This is a genomic window from Shewanella chilikensis, from assembly GCF_037953065.1.
Classification (GTDB): domain Bacteria; phylum Pseudomonadota; class Gammaproteobacteria; order Enterobacterales; family Shewanellaceae; genus Shewanella; species Shewanella chilikensis.
Genome location: NZ_CP149966.1, coordinates 2,383,547 through 2,398,925, shown reverse-complemented (window position 1 = coordinate 2,398,925; position 15,379 = coordinate 2,383,547). Strand labels below are relative to the sequence as shown.

Genomic DNA, 15,379 nt, shown 5'->3' with positions numbered 1-15,379 from the left:
CTTATTCTCCTGCCAGTGGCTTGAAGCGCTTGAGCTCCAGCAGTCGATAACCCGTGTACTGACCCATCAACAGCACCAGCGCCAGGATCACCAAATGGATACCCAGAAAGTTGAACACCCAGTGCTGTACCCAAGTGGCGCTCATGGCCAGATAAGCCAGAATGGCTACCAGAAGTGAACCGCCACCTTGTACCATTACTTCTTTGGCGCCTTCCTCTTCCCAGAGGATAGACATACGTTCAATGGTCCAGGCGAGAATGATCATCGGGAAGAAGGTGATAGTCAGGCCTTCACTGAGGCCAAACTTGTACGACAGCAGGGTAAACAGGCCTATGATGCCTATCACCACTATGATCACCGCCGATATTCGCGAAATCAGCAACAGGTTCAGATGTGATAGATAGGAGCGGATCATCAAGCCAAAGGCCACAATCAGCAGGAAACCTATCAGGCCGGTCAGCAGTGTGGTCTGGATAAAGGCCAGGGCGATAAGCACAGGCATGAAGGTACCTGAAGTCTTGATGCCTATGATAACTCTAAGGAATACCACCATCAGCACTCCGATGGGGATCAGCAAAATACCCTTGAACAGGCTCTGCTCTTCCAGCGGCAGTTGGTAGAGAGAGAAGTCGAAGGCGCTGTTTTTGGCCATCATATCAATGGAGGTCGCCAGGGCTGAACGTGTGTCTTTCAGCATGGAGAAGTTGACCTGGGAGTTGCTGCCACCCAGTACGTCCAATACCGATTTGCCATTGCGCTCCCACAGCACCATGTTTTCCGGACGGCCTTCTGTGCCTTTGACCAGATCGAACAGGTGCCATTGACCGTCCTGATAGACTTCGACAAAGGGAGACAGTTGCTGCCGACGGCGCTGATCTTCCAGATATAGCCCATTGACTTCCTGAGTCGGGATACCGCGGCTGTTGAGCATATGGACAAACAGCTTGGTGGGTGAGTTAGCCGACAGCAGCAGTTCTATGTTTTGACTGCGATCGCGGCCGGCAATGGCGCGCATGATCTCACGGGCAAAAGAGAGGTTACCGGCACTGCGAGCCCAGGCTTCGTCCATCACCTGCTCGGCGGCGGCTTTCTCGGTCGCTGACCAGATGTAAGGTATCGGCGGCAGAGGTTCTTCCTGAGCCTTGAGTATTTCACGGCCTGTGGGGATCAGGGTGACTTTATAGTAGAGGTCTTGTTGGCCATTGGCCTGACGAATCGACCAAAGCGCACGGCGGCCCTGTTCATTGTTGCTGATAGTCAGGCCATAACCCGGGGAGGTGGCATTTTCCATCAAGACTTCAAATGCCGGATCCTGTGGCAGGGAGAAAGAGACTTCTGCCGGACCTCCCGTACCCTGAAAACTCACTTTGGCATCGACTGCCCAACTTTGCACCTGCTCACCGGGCAGGAAGGGTACATTGTGTTCAATACCACGATAAATACTGGCGCTGAGCCCAACAATAAACAGCAGAGCTACCACCAGGTAGAAAGGTTTCCGTGAATGCATTACCGCTCCTATTTATGGCTCGAAATCACTAAGTCTTTGGCTTTGCCGTGCAGGTAAGCTTGGCCTACATCGACAACGGCTATGTCTTTCATAAACTTGCGGCCGAGCAGCAAAGGATATTCGAGGTGACTGCGGTCGGTAAGGTTAAGATCGGTTTCGGCGGCATATTTGCCTATTTTGAGGTGGGCGTGGATTACCGGACGGCGATCGTCTTTTTCATCGGCCTCTTGCTTGATACGAACAAAACGTACCACCTTGGATTCGAAAGTTTTTCCCGGCGCATCCGCGCCATTGATCATCACATCGAATCTAACCCACTGGGCGCCGTCACGCTCAAACAGAATAATGTTGCGGGCATCGAGTGAAGAGGATTCGGCGCCGGTATCGATACGGGTATCGAAACTGGCATTCAGCTCATCGATAAAGACGCTTTCGACTTCACCGAGAATATATTTGTCGCCAATGGGCGAGGCTTCGCAGGGCGCAGGCACCTGTACTTCCTTGATGGTTTCCTTGGGGGGCTGCTGCAGTTTCTTCATCTGCTGTTGCAAACTCTGAAGCTGAGTATTCAGGGCATCCAGATGCTGTTGCTGTTGATTCTGAGCCTGAGCAATCACATTGACTATGCTGGCTTCCTGAGAGGCGAGGTTGGACTGCAAGGTCTGGGCGTCGACCGGCACCGGGGCATTGGCCACTTCCTGAGTGCTGGCGCAGCCGCCGGCAAGTGTTGCCATGGAGGCCATGACGGCGATTGAAATCGTCTGTTTCAACATAGTGCTTCCTGTATTCTGTTTTCCAGATTGCGTCACTTTTATATAGGGTTCGGTGAACTCGACTTACTTAATCGCGATAAAGGTTGCCCGTTTGGGGGCGGGGTAACCTTCCACTGTTAAATTGATGTCGGTCGGATCGAGGTAATCCACCAGAGATTCGTTGCGCATCCAGGGCGTGGAGCGTTGCTCGGCCAGTGATGTTACATCGACGTCGACACAGCGAACCTCACGAAAATCGCACTTTTCAAGCCAGAGTTGCAACGCGGCAACGGACGGGATAAACCATACATTATTCATCTTTCCATATCTATCCCGTGGCAGCAGTACGGCATTTTCATCACCTTCTATGACCAAAGTCTCCAAAATGAGTTCACCTCCGGTTCGCAATTGGTCACGTAGTTGCAACAAGTGATCAATGGGGGAACGTCTGTGATAGAGCACTCCCATGGAGAACACAGTATCAAAGGCATCCAGTGGTGGCAGTTCTTCTATCCCCAAAGGCAGCAGGTGCACTGGCGGAGTGTCGCCGGCGAGGCGTTTGACCGCTTCGAACTGGCATAAAAATAGTGAGGAGGGGTCGACACCGACCACCATTTTGGCGCCTTCACCATACATGCGCCACATGTGATAGCCGCTGCCGCAGCCCACATCCAGCACGGTTCTACCTGCCAGCGGGCTGATATGGGGCGCGACGCGCTCCCACTTCCAATCAGAGCGCCATTCGGTATCGATATGAATGCCGTGAATATGAAATGGCCCCTTGCGCCAGGGATGCAGCAACTGCAGCAGGTTTTCCAGTTTTTCCCGCTGCCCTGTTGCCAATTGCTCACCTGAGCCTATGGTGACACTGTCTTTGAAATCCAGTCGGTCGGGGGCGGGGTAGTTGAGCTTGGCGAGCACTTTTTCCCACTTGGGTAGGGCGCCGTGCTTGTGTTCTCTCTGCCAGTCGCCGAGTTTGGCCGGCAGTGTTTCCAGCCAATGCTGCAGATTGGAGTCGGCAATCTGTTGATAGAAATTACTGAAACTGATCACTTGATAGCTACCATGGATGTGAAATTGAAGCACTGAAACCAGACGCCGTAATGGGCAAAACCGGCCTGGGATAATCTGTTGTAGTGATTGTCGAGTTGATCGGGTTTCATCACGTTTTCCAGTGCGCTGCGCTTTTGGCTGATCTCCAACTCGCTATAGCCATTGGCGCGTTTGAAATCCAGATGATGTTCATCCAGTACTTGTTGGATAACTTCATCGCCGAAGCGGATTTTTTCCGACAGTACCAAGGCACCACCGGGGCGTAAGCCGGCATATATTTTCTGGATCAGGGTATCGCGATCCTCAGGCGGCAGAAACTGCAAAGTAAAATTGAGTACCACCAAGGAGGCGTCTTCGATGGCGACATCACGGATATCACCACAAATAAGCTGCACTTGGGTATCGCTGACATAAGCATTGAGATACTCCTGACAGCGCTCGGTCATCGCCGGTGAGTTGTCGACGGCGATAATCTCGCAGCCCTTGCCTTCAATACGCCTACGAATACTTAAAGTTGCCGCGCCAAGAGAACACCCTAAATCATAGACTTTACTGTCTTGTGTCACAAAGCGCTCGGCGAAATCGCCTATGGTGTTGATGATCTGACCGTAACCCGGCACAGAGCGACGGATCATATCGCTGAATACGCCGGCCACCCTATCATCAAAAGCAAAGTCTGAGACCTGACCGCAGTCAGTTGCATATATGGTGTCTTGAGAAGTGTTCATCTGAAATCTAGTGCGGGAAAATCAGTGACCTATTTTACCGAATCCCGCCTGAAAGCAGCAAGTGTGCTCTGGTAATTGACGCAAATTTTTTGTCTAATGATGCGGGAGTAACAAAATAATTACATCGCCTTATCAGGAAATAAGCACTTGAAATCGCTGACCTCTCTTTTGAGTCTATTGTGTGTGCTCGTATGTCTGCCGCTGGAAGCGGCCACCCAAGATCTGTCTTCTGCGCCCCCGCTTGTCATCGTCATGGGGGAGGACAGTTACCCCTACCAATTTGTTGATGATGCCGGCCAGCCACAAGGGATATTGGTGGACCTTTGGCAGGAATGGAGCCGGGTTAATCAAAGACCCATCACACTAGTGGCGCGGCATTGGAACGACTCATTAAGGCAACTCAAAGACGGCAAGGCGGATGTGCATCTGGCGTTGGCTTTGACCCCGGAACGAGAGGCCGAGTTTGAATTTGCCAAGCCTATTAGCCGTATTGATACTTACCTCTATCTGCATTTTGAACTGAGGCACAAGGACAGTTTTCAGAAGCTGCTGCCGTATCGGATAGGGATAGTCACAGGCTCATCCCATGAATCGGATCTTAAGGCGCAGGAGCCCGGCCTTTCATTTGCCTTATACCCAGGTCGCGACGCATTGCTCAAGGCGGTATCCCGGGGAGAAATCAAGGTGTTTGCCGGCATGGAAGGGTATCTTCGCGACCGCCAGTTGGCCCGCAGTATCGCCCAGCAATACCCAACCGCCAACCGGATGTTGATCAAGCACTCACAAGTGGCACCGGCTGTTGCCAAGGGAAGGCAGGCCTTGGTGGCCGAAATCGATCGCGGTTTTGCCCAGATCACTCCTGAGTTTATTGTTCAAACCCAAAGGCGCTGGCTGGGGTATCGTACCGATCAACACGGGATCACGGTTGCCATGCCACTGAATATGGAGCCGTTTTCTGATCTTGGGCCGGATGGTTTACCCCATGGCCTGTATGTGGATATCTGGCACAAATGGTCCGCCAAAACCGGGGTGCCGGTGGAGTTTGTTGCCGGCAACATGAATAGCGCTTTAGGGCTGGTTAAGCAGGGGATTGTCGATGCCCATATTGGCTACCCTGAAAGTGACGACCTTAGCTCAGGACTCAAGCGTGCCTGGCACCTGCACACCCAAAGCAGCCGTCTGTTTCTCAAAGGCCAGGTGGTGGATTCGTTGGCACTTTTGGCCGGCAAACGCTTAGGGATTTTCCCATCATCGCCCTATATCACAGAGCTGAAACAGGCCTTGCCCAAGGTACAGCTCAAGTATTTTGACTCTCTCGATGCCATGGTCAACGCCGCTGACCGTGGCGATATCTCAGGCTTTGTCTCGCCCTCGGCCTGGACGCAGCATTATCTGTTGACTCATGGACTCTGGGCCGATTACCAGCAAGCCAAAGATTTGCAGTTCAGCTCAGATATCTATGTGTTGACCCGCAGGCAGGACCATGGCCTGACCCAAAGGCTGATCGCAGGCTTTAACCTGTTGACCCGCGAGGAGTTGGCGGCGCTGGAAAACAAATGGATGCTCAATGGCGATGATCATGTTTACAGCAAGGAGCAGAGTCGGCTGCCATTGACTCAGGCAGAGCAGCGCTATCTTGAAAGTTTACCCGAGCTCAAAGTGGGCTACCTCAAGGATTGGCCTCCCTTTGAATTTGAAGACCAACAGGGGCAGTTTGCCGGAATTAATGCCGACGTGATGACCAGGTTGGCACAGCAGTTGGGGCTAAAACTTAAGCCCTTGGCTTTTGATGAGTGGCGTGACCTCCTCAAGGCGCTTGGCAGCGGTGAAGTGGTGATGGCCGCCAGTCTGGCGGCGAGGGATGAACAAGATGCTGCGCTGGCTTTTTCTGACGGCTACTGGCCATCGCCCTGGGCCATGGTTTCCACCGTGGATCATCTGACTTTTTACAGCCTGGGGCAACTCAATGGTCAGCGGGTAGCGATTGTTGAAGGCTATCAGCTCGCCGGTGAACTTATGGCCAAGAGCCAGGGGATAATCCCGGTGTTGGTGCCCGGCATGCGTGAAGGATTGGAGGCCGTCAGCCAGGGAAGGGCAGATCTCTTTATCGATAAAGTGGTATCGCTGGGCTCAGCACTTTCTACCGGGCAATATCCGGCGCTGAAGATGAACCTGATAACCGATATGGCCGATCAGAAAAGTCATATCGGTGTCACGCCTGGTCATAAGTCGCTGGTGCCTTTGATTAACCGAGCCATAAGGGGACTGGATGACAGCCAAAGGCAAAGGATCCATCAAAAATGGGTTGGCACTGTGATTACCGATAAGAGCCAAGAATACAAGGAGTGGCTTGGCTATTTTTTACTGGCACTCTTGATTGCACTGTTTATTGTGCTGCTGGTGTTGCAGCTCAATCGGCGCCTCAGCCGGGAAATGAGCTTAAGGCGCGAGGCCGAGCTCAAGATGGCACACCTGGCCAATCACGATCCGCTCACCGGCTTACCCAACAGGGCGCTACTCGATGACAGGCTGGAGCAGGCGTTTTTGCAACATGCCAGAGAGCAGGAGCACTTTGCTGTGCTGTTTTTGGGTGTCGATGGCTTTAAGGCCATTAACGACACCTATGGCCATGAGGTAGGAGATAGAATGCTGCTACAAGTAACAGAACGCTTGGCTACTGTTATTCGCAAATCTGATACCCTGGTGCGCTTTGGTGGCGACGAGTTTGTGGTGATCCTCAATCGGATTCAGGATTTCGATGCTGTCTGCCAGGTGGCGGAGAACTTGATCCAATCGCTGGCAGGGCCTCTTAAGTGGCAAGATATCAGTGTGCAGCTGTCGCTCAGTGTCGGGATCAGCGTGTATCCGGTGGACGGTGACAACGCCATCGAACTGCTCAAACGGGCCGATCAACTCATGTATCGCGCTAAAAAGGGCGGCGGCAACTGTTATCGTAGTGCCTGATTGTTGTTATTTTGAACGCTCGTGCCTTGACCTTGGTTCAGCCACTGGTCAAAGGGAGCAAACTGTTTGATACTTCACCGTCTGAAAGTGAAGTACTTTGGTAAGTGGCAGATTTTCTCTATAATGCCGCTCTTATCGTGTTGAATCATTCCAGAGCTCAGCAGGCCGGAATAAAGGATATAAAGCAGATGCGCAGTCATTATTGTGGGGACGTAAACAAGTCCCACGTTGGACAAGAAGTGACCCTGGTGGGTTGGGTAAACCGTAGCCGCGACTTGGGTGGTGTGGTGTTTTTGGATCTCCGGGATCGTGAAGGACTGATCCAGGTAGTATATGACCCGGACTTGCCTGAGGTTTTCGATGTCGCCAGCACACTGCGCAGCGAATTCTGTGTCCAGGTCAAAGGTGTGGTCAGAGCCCGTCCCGACAGCCAGGTCAACGCTCATATGCGTACCGGCGAAATCGAGGTGCTGGGTAAGGAACTGACCATAATCAACGCCGCCGACCCACTGCCGCTGAGTATGGATAACTTCCAAAACAACAGTGAAGAGCAGCGTCTCAAGTATCGCTATCTGGACCTGCGTCGTCCGGAAATGGCCCAGCGACTGATTTTCCGCGCCAAGGTCACCAGTGCCGTGCGTCGTTTTATGGACAGCAACGGCTTTTTGGATATCGAAACCCCTATTCTGACCAAGGCCACGCCGGAAGGCGCCCGTGACTATCTGGTGCCAAGCCGCACTTACAAGGGGCAGTTCTTCGCCTTGCCTCAGTCGCCTCAGCTGTTCAAACAGCTGTTGATGATGTCAGGTTTCGACCGTTACTACCAAATCGTCAAATGTTTCCGCGACGAAGACTTGCGCGCCGACCGTCAGCCTGAATTTACCCAGATTGATATCGAAACCTCTTTCATGAGCTCTGAGCAGGTGATGCAAAAGACCGAGGAGATGGTGCGCAGTCTGTTCCTCGAACTGCTCAACGTGGACCTGGGGGAATTCCCGACCATGACCTATGCCGAAGCCATGCGCCGTTTCGGCTCCGACAAGCCGGATCTGCGTAACCCACTGGAACTGGTGGACGTGGCCGATCTGGTCAAGGATGTTGAGTTTGCGGTATTCAACGGCCCGGCCAACGATGTTGAAGGCCGAGTGGCGGTTATCCGGGTGCCGGGCGGCGCCGAGTTGTCCCGTAAGCAGATAGACGACTACACCAAGTATGTCGGTATCTATGGCGCTCGCGGTCTGGCCTGGATGAAGGTCAACGACCTGGCTGCCGGCATGGAAGGCATTCAGTCACCTGTGCTCAAGTTCCTCAATGAAGATATCGTCAAGGCGCTGCTGGAGCGCACCGGCGCGCAAAGCGGTGATATCATTCTGTTTGGTGCCGACAAGGCCAACGTGGTTGCCGAAGCCATGGGCGCGCTGCGTCTGAAGCTGGGTGAAGATTTCAACCTGCTCCAGGGCGAGTGGGCGCCGCTGTGGGTTGTGGACTTCCCTATGTTCGAAAAGGCCGACGGCCGTTTGTACGCAGTGCACCATCCGTTTACCGCGCCGCGGGGCGTGACTCCGGCTGAGCTGGAAGCCAACCCGGCCGAGACGGTATCAGACGCTTATGATATGGTACTTAATGGTACCGAACTCGGCGGCGGCTCTGTGCGTATCCACAACCAGGAGATGCAGGCCACAGTATTCCGGATTCTTGGGATCACAGATGAAGAAGCCAAAGAAAAATTCGGCTTCCTGCTGGAAGCACTGCGCTACGGCACACCACCGCATGCAGGTTTGGCCTTCGGTCTCGACCGTCTGGTAATGCTGATGACAGGCGCCAGCTCGATTCGTGACGTGATGGCGTTCCCGAAAACCACTACCGCAGCCTGCCCGTTGACCAATGCACCGGGTGAGGCCAATCCACAACAACTGGTGGAATTGGGTATCAAGGTTGCTGAAAAGGCGGCCGACAAAGCTGAAGTCTGAAGGACTGAGCTTGAAGTCATAAAAGTGTGAATCAAACCGGGGCATAAGCCTCGGTCTGTTTTTTTACCGGTTTGAATTTAAACCGGTATTGAGAGGAGATATACCTATGGCAGGTCATAGTAAATGGGCCAACATCAAACACCGCAAGGCCGCTCAAGATGCCAAGCGCGGTAAACTGTTCACCAAACTTATCCGCGAGCTGACAGTATCAGCCCGCGAAGGTGGCTCAGATCCGGATTCCAACCCCCGTTTACGTGCCGCTATCGACAAAGCGCTGTCCAACAACATGACCCGTGACACAGTCGATCGTGCGGTTAAGCGCGGTGCCGGTGAGCTCGATGGTCAGGCGCTGGAAACCGTGGTTTATGAAGGTTATGGCCCAGGCGGCACCGCCGTTATGGTCGAGTGTATGACAGACAACCGCAACCGTACTGTTACCGGCGTACGTAACGCCTTCAATAAGTCCGGCGGCAACCTGGGGACAGATGGCTCAGTGGCGTATCTGTTCACCAAGCAGGGCGTTATCAGCTACGAAGAAGGCGTTGATGAAGATGCCATCATGGAAGCCGCGCTGGAAGCCGGTGCCGAAGATGTGGTCAGCAATGATGACGGCTCTGTGGATGTTTACACTGCACCTGCTGATTTCGGTGCGGTAAAAGATGCACTGGATGCCATAGGGGTTGAAGCGGTGAATGCCGAAGTGACCATGGTGCCATCGACCAAGGCCGATCTGGATGAAGATACCGCCGCCAAGTTCCTGCGTCTTATCGACACGTTGGAAGATCATGACGACGTTCAGGAAGTCTATCACAACGCGGAAATTGCCGATGATGTGATGGAACGCCTCGGCTGATAAGGCGGACTATGGCGATTATTTTGGGTGTCGACCCTGGCTCACGGATCACAGGCTACGGCGTGATCCAGTGTCAGGGAAGGCACCAGATTTATCTCGGCAGCGGTTGCATTCGCACCAGCTGCGAGGACCTTCCCTCCCGTCTCAAACAGATATTCGACGGCCTGTCGGAGATTATCCGCCAATATCAGCCGGAGCAGTTTGCCATTGAGAAAGTGTTCCTGGCCAAAAATGCCGATTCGGCACTGAAATTGGGCCAGGCCAGAGGCGCGGCCATAGTGGCGGCCACAGTGGCGAATTTACCGGTGGCTGAATACACGGCAACCCAGATCAAAAGCGCCGTGGTCGGGACGGGCAGGGCCCAGAAAACTCAGGTACAACACATGATCCAGCAGCTGCTCAAACTGCCGTCCGCCCCGCAGGCGGATGCGGCAGATGCGCTCGCCGTGGCCGTGTGTCATTATCATACTTGCCAGAGTCTGGTTGCCCTTGGCGGCCGGGCAACGGCCCGCAGCTATGGAAGATACAGATGATAGGGCGTTTACAGGGAATATTGCTGGAAAAGCAAGCTCCGGAAGTGTTGTTGGATGTGCATGGCGTGGGCTATGAACTGCAGATGCCGCTGACCAGCTTTTATGAACTGCCGGAACTGCAACAGAGCACCACTCTCTATACCCACTTTGTGGTGCGTGAAGATGCTCAGCTGCTGTATGGTTTTATTACCAAGCAGGAAAGAGCCCTGTTCAGATTACTTATCAAGGCCAATGGTGTCGGCCCCAAGTTGGCGCTGACCATACTGTCGGGGCTGACGGCGCAGGAATTTGTCAGTTGTGTCGAGCGCGACGATATCGCCACCTTGGTCAAACTGCCTGGGGTGGGCAAGAAGACCGCCGAGCGTTTATTGGTTGAGATGCGCGATAAGCTCAAGAGCCTGATGGAAGCCTCCAACGGCAATGAACGTGAGTTTGTGCTCAAGTCCAACTTTACCCCGGCAGAAGCGCCCAACAGCGCCGAAGAAGATGCCATTGCAGCCTTGCTCTCTTTGGGTTATAAACCCGCCCAGGCCAGCAAAGCGGTTTCCAGCGCCTTTGTTGAAGGCATAGATTCAGAAACCCTGATCAAAGCCGCACTCAAATCCATGCTGTAACATGGAGCGGATAACTGAGGAATGAAGGTAAAGGCATGATAGAGGCCGACAGACTGATCCAACCCCAAAGCTCTCCTCAGGAGGAGCTTATCGATCGGGCGATGCGTCCCAAGTTACTGGACGAGTACACAGGTCAGAATGAGGCACGCGCTCAGCTCAAGGTGTTTATTCAAGCCGCCAAAAACCGCCAGGAAGCCTTGGATCACATGTTGATCTACGGCCCGCCTGGGCTTGGCAAGACCACCTTGGCAATGATAGTGGCCAATGAGATGGGGGTGAATATCAAGTCCACCTCGGGGCCTGTGCTGGAAAAAGCCGGCGATCTAGCGGCATTGCTGACCAATCTCGAGCCGGGCGATGTCCTGTTTATCGATGAAATTCACCGTCTCAGCCCAGTGGTGGAAGAAATTCTCTATCCGGCGATGGAAGACTATCAACTGGATATCATGATAGGCGAGGGCCCGGCGGCCCGTTCCATCAAACTGGACTTGCCGCCATTTACCCTGGTGGGAGCCACCACCCGCGCCGGTGCGCTCACTTCGCCGTTAAGGGCTCGTTTCGGGATCCCGCTGCGACTTGAGTTTTACAATGTGGACGACCTCAGCACCATAGTTGCCCGCTCTGCCAACATGTTGGAACTGCAGATGGACTCTGACGGCGCCAGGGAAATTGCCCGCCGAGCCCGCGGAACCCCGCGGATCGCCAACCGCCTGCTCAGACGGGTGCGTGATTTTGCCGAGGTGAAACACGATGGCCGGATCACCAAGTTGGTGGCCGAGCAAGCGCTGGATATGCTGGATGTGGACGGCGAAGGCTTCGATTACATGGACCGCAAGTTGCTGCTGGCGATCATCGACAAGTTTATGGGGGGGCCAGTGGGGCTCGACAACTTGGCGGCGGCCATAGGCGAAGAGCGGGAAACCATAGAAGATGTGCTGGAGCCATTTCTTATCCAGCAAGGTTTTATCCAGCGTACTCCCAGGGGCAGGATAGCCACTGCCAGGGCCTACAGCCATTTTGAGATGATAAAGCCGGAATAGTCAGAAAAGGGAAAGGTCTTAACAACTTTTCCCTGTCTAGTTACGCAAAATGGGTAAATCCTGCATCTTGGCAAACTGAACTGTGATAGTTAACTTATTGTATTAAAAACTTTAGTGTTGCAGCTGTCTCAACTTCCTTTGGAAAAGCACTTTGCTTAATATTATGTGCATCTTCCAGTTCTTATCAGATTTTATTCTTGTACAACCGGGTTTTGAAAAATCATTGATATTCAAAGCTGGTACATATTTCGTTAACTCATATATGCTCATAATGCGGCTTTTACTGGGCTGATGGTAAAACGGCTTTCGGGGCGCCCCAAACAAAAGGATTCACTTATGGTTGAAAAAATCACCGCCATGCTGGCGTTGATAGGAGTCTTGTCTCTGGCGTGTCAGTGGATTGGCTGGCGGATGCGTCTGCCGGCGATATTGCCGCTGCTATTGTGTGGTTTATTACTGGGGCCAGGGCTGGGTTTACTTAATCCCGACGCGATTTTCGGCGATCTGTTGTTCCCGATAATTTCCCTCGGGGTGGCGGTCATTCTGTTTGAGGGGGCGTTGACACTCAACTTCAAGGAGATCAAAGATCATGGCCGGATGGTGACGCATTTAGTGTCTGTGGGGGCGCTGATCACCTGGGGCTGTATCGCCTCGGCGGCGCATTTCTTGCTGAACTTTGACTGGCCGCTGGCGCTGCTGTTTGGTGCCTTGGTAGTGGTTACCGGCCCGACTGTGATAGTGCCCATGCTCCGAACTGTTAAGCCCAAGTCTCAGTTGGCGAGCATTCTGCGCTGGGAGGGTATAGTCATAGATCCTATAGGCGCCATGCTGGCGGTATTAGTGTTTGAGTATATTACTGTCAGTGCCGGGCAGACGGCTCATGTACTGCTGGCGCTTGGTTCCATGTTGGGGATAGGCCTGGGCCTGGGGGCTCTGGCCGGTTATCTTGTTGGTCGGATGTTGAGAAGCAACCTCTTGCCCCACTATCTCACCAACACGGCAGTGCTGACCATAATGCTCGGGGTCTTTGTCGGTTCAAACCTATTGCAGGAAGAGTCCGGCCTGTTGACAGTAACCGTAATGGGGATTTGGCTGGCCAATATGCGCGGCGTGGATATTGCCGATATTCTCGAGTTTAAAGAGACACTAACGGTACTGCTTATCTCGGCGCTGTTTATTTTGCTGGCGGCCAGGTTGGACTCATCTGCCATGCTCGACCTTGGTCTGGGCGGTCTTGGAGTACTGGCTGTGGTGCTCTTGGTGGCTAGGCCTTTGAGCATCTGGATCTCGGGCATAGGAACGTCTCTTAGCAGCGCTGAAAAGTGGTTCTTGAGCTGGGTAGCACCAAGAGGGATTGTAGCGGCGGCTGTGTCATCACTGTTTGCCATCAAGCTGGAGAAGATGGAAGTGCCCGGCGCTGAAACTATAGTGCCGCTGGTATTCTTGATCATCATAGGCACAGTTGTGATCCAGTCGCTCACCGCCAGACGCTGGGCTAGTATTCTTGGGGTGCAGGCAGGCTCTGCCCGCGGCCTGCTGATCTTTGGCGCTTCCAAGTTTTCCCGGGAGCTGGCCAAGGTGCTCAAGGGTAAGGATATCAAGGTGATCCTTGCCGACAGTAACTGGGATAATATTCGTTTGGCACGAATGGATAATATCCCGGTTTACTTCGGTAATCCTGCTTCCGAACATGCCGACACTTATCTGGATTTGACCGGTATCGGCAAGGTGCTAATCCTCTCTCCTTATCGTCAGCTTAATCCTTTGGTCTATTTCCATTTTCAGGACATACTCGGGCAGAAGAAGGTTTATGGTCTCAGTAACACGGAAAGCAATGGTACCAGTGCCCGCCATCAATTGTCTGAGTCCTATTTGAAGCGTATGTGCCTATTCGGTGAAACTGTCTCCTACGCCAAACTGGCCAGTTTGATGTCCAAGGGCGGGGTGCTTAAGAGCACTAACCTGACAGAAAGCTTTGGCTACAAAGATTTTTACCGTCGTTATGGTGAAACTGTAGTACCACTGATGTATTTGAAAAACGGTAAGGTCACTATGTTGACCGGTAACACGACAGACTTGCCAACGGGAATTGAACTTATCAGCCTGATCCCTAAAGAAGCGATGGCAGAAGCTTCAGCACTCAAGGAAGCTGAAGAAACCCTTAAACAGGCAAGGGCTGAAGCCGAGCAAAAGGCCAAGGAGCTGGAAGCCAAAGAGCAGCAAGCCGTATTAACGGCATCGGACGAGCAAGACAAGAAGGGCAATGAAGATGGAAAAGCCGGCGGCACGGACAATAAACAAGGTCGTGGAGAAGTAAGTGTCTGATAAAACATGAACCTTTGCCCTGAAAAATATTGAAAATACCGGATCGTTCAAACGACCCGGTATTTTTTTATAAAGTGCTTGGTGATATGGCATCAATTCCCGGAACCTCGGATTGGCCCAATCAGTAAAATGCCTGCTATAGTCCTGGCACAGCAGTCATCAAAGAGGTGAACCATGTCTGATTTTACCGTTTCCTCCGAAGCACAGGCGTTTTCTCTGCAAGAAAGAGAAGCCCTCTATAAGGCGATATTTGCTCGTCGTGACGTACGTAGCCAATTTTTGTCAAAACCGGTTGCCGAGGATAGTTTACAGCGGATCTTGGATGCCGCGCACCATGCGCCCAGCGTCGGCTTTATGCAACCTTGGGACTTTATTTTGGTACGCAGTAACGCCAAGCGTCAGGCAATTAAAGAAGGGTTTGACGCCGCCAATGCGCGTTCTGCCGAGCAGTTCAATGGTGAAAGACGACGCCATTATCAACGACTAAAACTAGAAGGTATTGTTGAAGCACCTTTGGGGATCTGCGTAACTTGCGATCCAAGCCGCACTGGGCCAGTGGTGCTGGGGCGCACCATCAAACCGGAAATGGACAACTACAGTGCGGTTTGTGCCGTGCAAAATCTGTGGCTTGCTGCCAGAGCAGAAGGTCTTGGGGTGGGGTGGGTCAGTATTCTCGACGATGAAGTGCTGCGTGAGACCTTGGGGATCCCGGAGCAGATAAGAATTATCGCCTATCTGTGTTTGGGTCGTGTAAGTGCCTTTAGTGATACCCCAGAGCTTGAACGTAAAGGTTGGTTGCCGAGGCGTCCCTTAGCCTTGGCGATACACGAAGATGGCTGGCAAGCGACCCAGCAGCAACAAACAGAGCAACTTTTGGCAGAATATCTTCATGAAAAGGGATATGAATAGATCCCAAAACTCTATCTGACTGTTTTGATTGCCAATACTTGAAGAGAGACTGTGGAGTGGCCCGATAGAAAACGGCAGGTGATATCCGCTTTGGGTTTGGGAGTTGCACTTGATAATCAGAATATGTTTAT

12 protein-coding genes are annotated in these 15,379 nt (G+C 52.8%); 8 read left to right on the top strand and 4 right to left on the bottom strand.

Annotation, left to right across the window (positions count from 1 at the left end; all coding sequences use genetic code 11):
* Position 1: 1 nt before the first annotated feature.
* The 4 genes from WKR14_RS10995 to cmoA form a co-directional block, all read right to left on the bottom strand.
* On the bottom strand, positions 2-1,507 hold the full coding sequence (locus WKR14_RS10995; protein ID WP_101056568.1) for an inactive transglutaminase family protein: 1,506 nt from the start codon (positions 1,505-1,507) through the stop codon (positions 2-4).
* Between the two features lie 8 nt (positions 1,508-1,515).
* On the bottom strand, positions 1,516-2,280 hold the full coding sequence (locus WKR14_RS10990) for an ATP-dependent zinc protease (RefSeq protein WP_039032905.1): 765 nt from the start codon (positions 2,278-2,280) through the stop codon (positions 1,516-1,518).
* A 63-nt stretch (positions 2,281-2,343) separates the two neighbouring features.
* Complete coding sequence (cmoB, locus tag WKR14_RS10985; protein ID WP_101056567.1) at positions 2,344-3,312, bottom strand: tRNA 5-methoxyuridine(34)/uridine 5-oxyacetic acid(34) synthase CmoB; 969 nt, start codon at positions 3,310-3,312, stop codon at positions 2,344-2,346.
* Complete coding sequence (gene cmoA, locus WKR14_RS10980; RefSeq protein ID WP_101056566.1) at positions 3,309-4,040, bottom strand: carboxy-S-adenosyl-L-methionine synthase CmoA; 732 nt, start codon at positions 4,038-4,040, stop codon at positions 3,309-3,311. The genes cmoB and cmoA overlap by 4 nt, the downstream gene beginning before the upstream one ends.
* A 156-nt stretch (positions 4,041-4,196) precedes the next feature.
* Between cmoA and WKR14_RS10975 the strand changes: the two genes are divergently transcribed.
* The 8 genes from WKR14_RS10975 (at position 4,197) to bluB (ending at position 15,248) form a co-directional block, all read left to right on the top strand.
* The gene (locus WKR14_RS10975) at positions 4,197-7,004 is read left to right on the top strand and encodes a diguanylate cyclase domain-containing protein (protein ID WP_420884234.1); all 2,808 of its coding nucleotides are present in this window, start codon (positions 4,197-4,199) and stop codon (positions 7,002-7,004) included.
* A 188-nt stretch (positions 7,005-7,192) separates the two neighbouring features.
* The gene (gene aspS, locus WKR14_RS10970) at positions 7,193-8,974 is read left to right on the top strand and encodes an aspartate--tRNA ligase (protein WP_101056565.1); all 1,782 of its coding nucleotides are present in this window, start codon (positions 7,193-7,195) and stop codon (positions 8,972-8,974) included.
* A gap of 106 nt (positions 8,975-9,080) precedes the next feature.
* Entirely contained in the window at positions 9,081-9,827 is a 747-nt protein-coding gene (locus tag WKR14_RS10965; protein WP_039032909.1) for a YebC/PmpR family DNA-binding transcriptional regulator, read from the top strand.
* An 11-nt stretch (positions 9,828-9,838) separates the two neighbouring features.
* Positions 9,839-10,360: a crossover junction endodeoxyribonuclease RuvC gene (ruvC, locus tag WKR14_RS10960; RefSeq protein ID WP_025889772.1), complete on the top strand. Its 522-nt coding sequence runs from the start codon at positions 9,839-9,841 to the stop codon at positions 10,358-10,360.
* Positions 10,357-10,974 (top strand): Holliday junction branch migration protein RuvA, encoded by a 618-nt coding sequence (gene ruvA / locus WKR14_RS10955; RefSeq protein WP_101056564.1) that lies wholly within the window; start codon positions 10,357-10,359, stop codon positions 10,972-10,974. The genes ruvC and ruvA overlap by 4 nt, the downstream gene beginning before the upstream one ends.
* Before the next feature lie 35 nt (positions 10,975-11,009).
* On the top strand, positions 11,010-12,014 hold the full coding sequence (gene ruvB / locus WKR14_RS10950) for a Holliday junction branch migration DNA helicase RuvB (protein ID WP_025009694.1): 1,005 nt from the start codon (positions 11,010-11,012) through the stop codon (positions 12,012-12,014).
* A 336-nt stretch (positions 12,015-12,350) separates the two neighbouring features.
* Positions 12,351-14,339, top strand: a complete 1,989-nt coding sequence (locus WKR14_RS10945) for a cation:proton antiporter (protein WP_101056563.1) — start codon at positions 12,351-12,353, stop codon at positions 14,337-14,339.
* Between the two features lie 174 nt (positions 14,340-14,513).
* A complete protein-coding gene (bluB, locus tag WKR14_RS10940) occupies positions 14,514-15,248 on the top strand; it encodes a 5,6-dimethylbenzimidazole synthase (protein WP_101056562.1) in 735 nt (244 codons plus the stop codon).
* Positions 15,249-15,379: the final 131 nt, after the last annotated feature.

Bases quoted from the DNA above. Each gene is read 5' to 3' on its own strand.
- WKR14_RS10945 (WP_101056563.1), top strand. From the start codon at position 12,351: ATGGTTGAAAAAATCACCGCCATGCTGGCGTTGATAGGAGTCTTGTCT.
- cmoA (WP_101056566.1), bottom strand. From the start codon at position 4,040: ATGAACACTTCTCAAGACACCATATATGCAACTGACTGCGGTCAGGTC.
- WKR14_RS10965 (WP_039032909.1), top strand. From the start codon at position 9,081: ATGGCAGGTCATAGTAAATGGGCCAACATCAAACACCGCAAGGCCGCT.
- ruvA (WP_101056564.1), top strand. From the start codon at position 10,357: ATGATAGGGCGTTTACAGGGAATATTGCTGGAAAAGCAAGCTCCGGAA.
- WKR14_RS10990 (WP_039032905.1), bottom strand. From the start codon at position 2,280: ATGTTGAAACAGACGATTTCAATCGCCGTCATGGCCTCCATGGCAACA.
- bluB (WP_101056562.1), top strand. From the start codon at position 14,514: ATGTCTGATTTTACCGTTTCCTCCGAAGCACAGGCGTTTTCTCTGCAA.
- ruvB (WP_025009694.1), top strand. From the start codon at position 11,010: ATGATAGAGGCCGACAGACTGATCCAACCCCAAAGCTCTCCTCAGGAG.
- WKR14_RS10995 (WP_101056568.1), bottom strand. From the start codon at position 1,507: ATGCATTCACGGAAACCTTTCTACCTGGTGGTAGCTCTGCTGTTTATT.
- aspS (WP_101056565.1), top strand. From the start codon at position 7,193: ATGCGCAGTCATTATTGTGGGGACGTAAACAAGTCCCACGTTGGACAA.
- ruvC (WP_025889772.1), top strand. From the start codon at position 9,839: ATGGCGATTATTTTGGGTGTCGACCCTGGCTCACGGATCACAGGCTAC.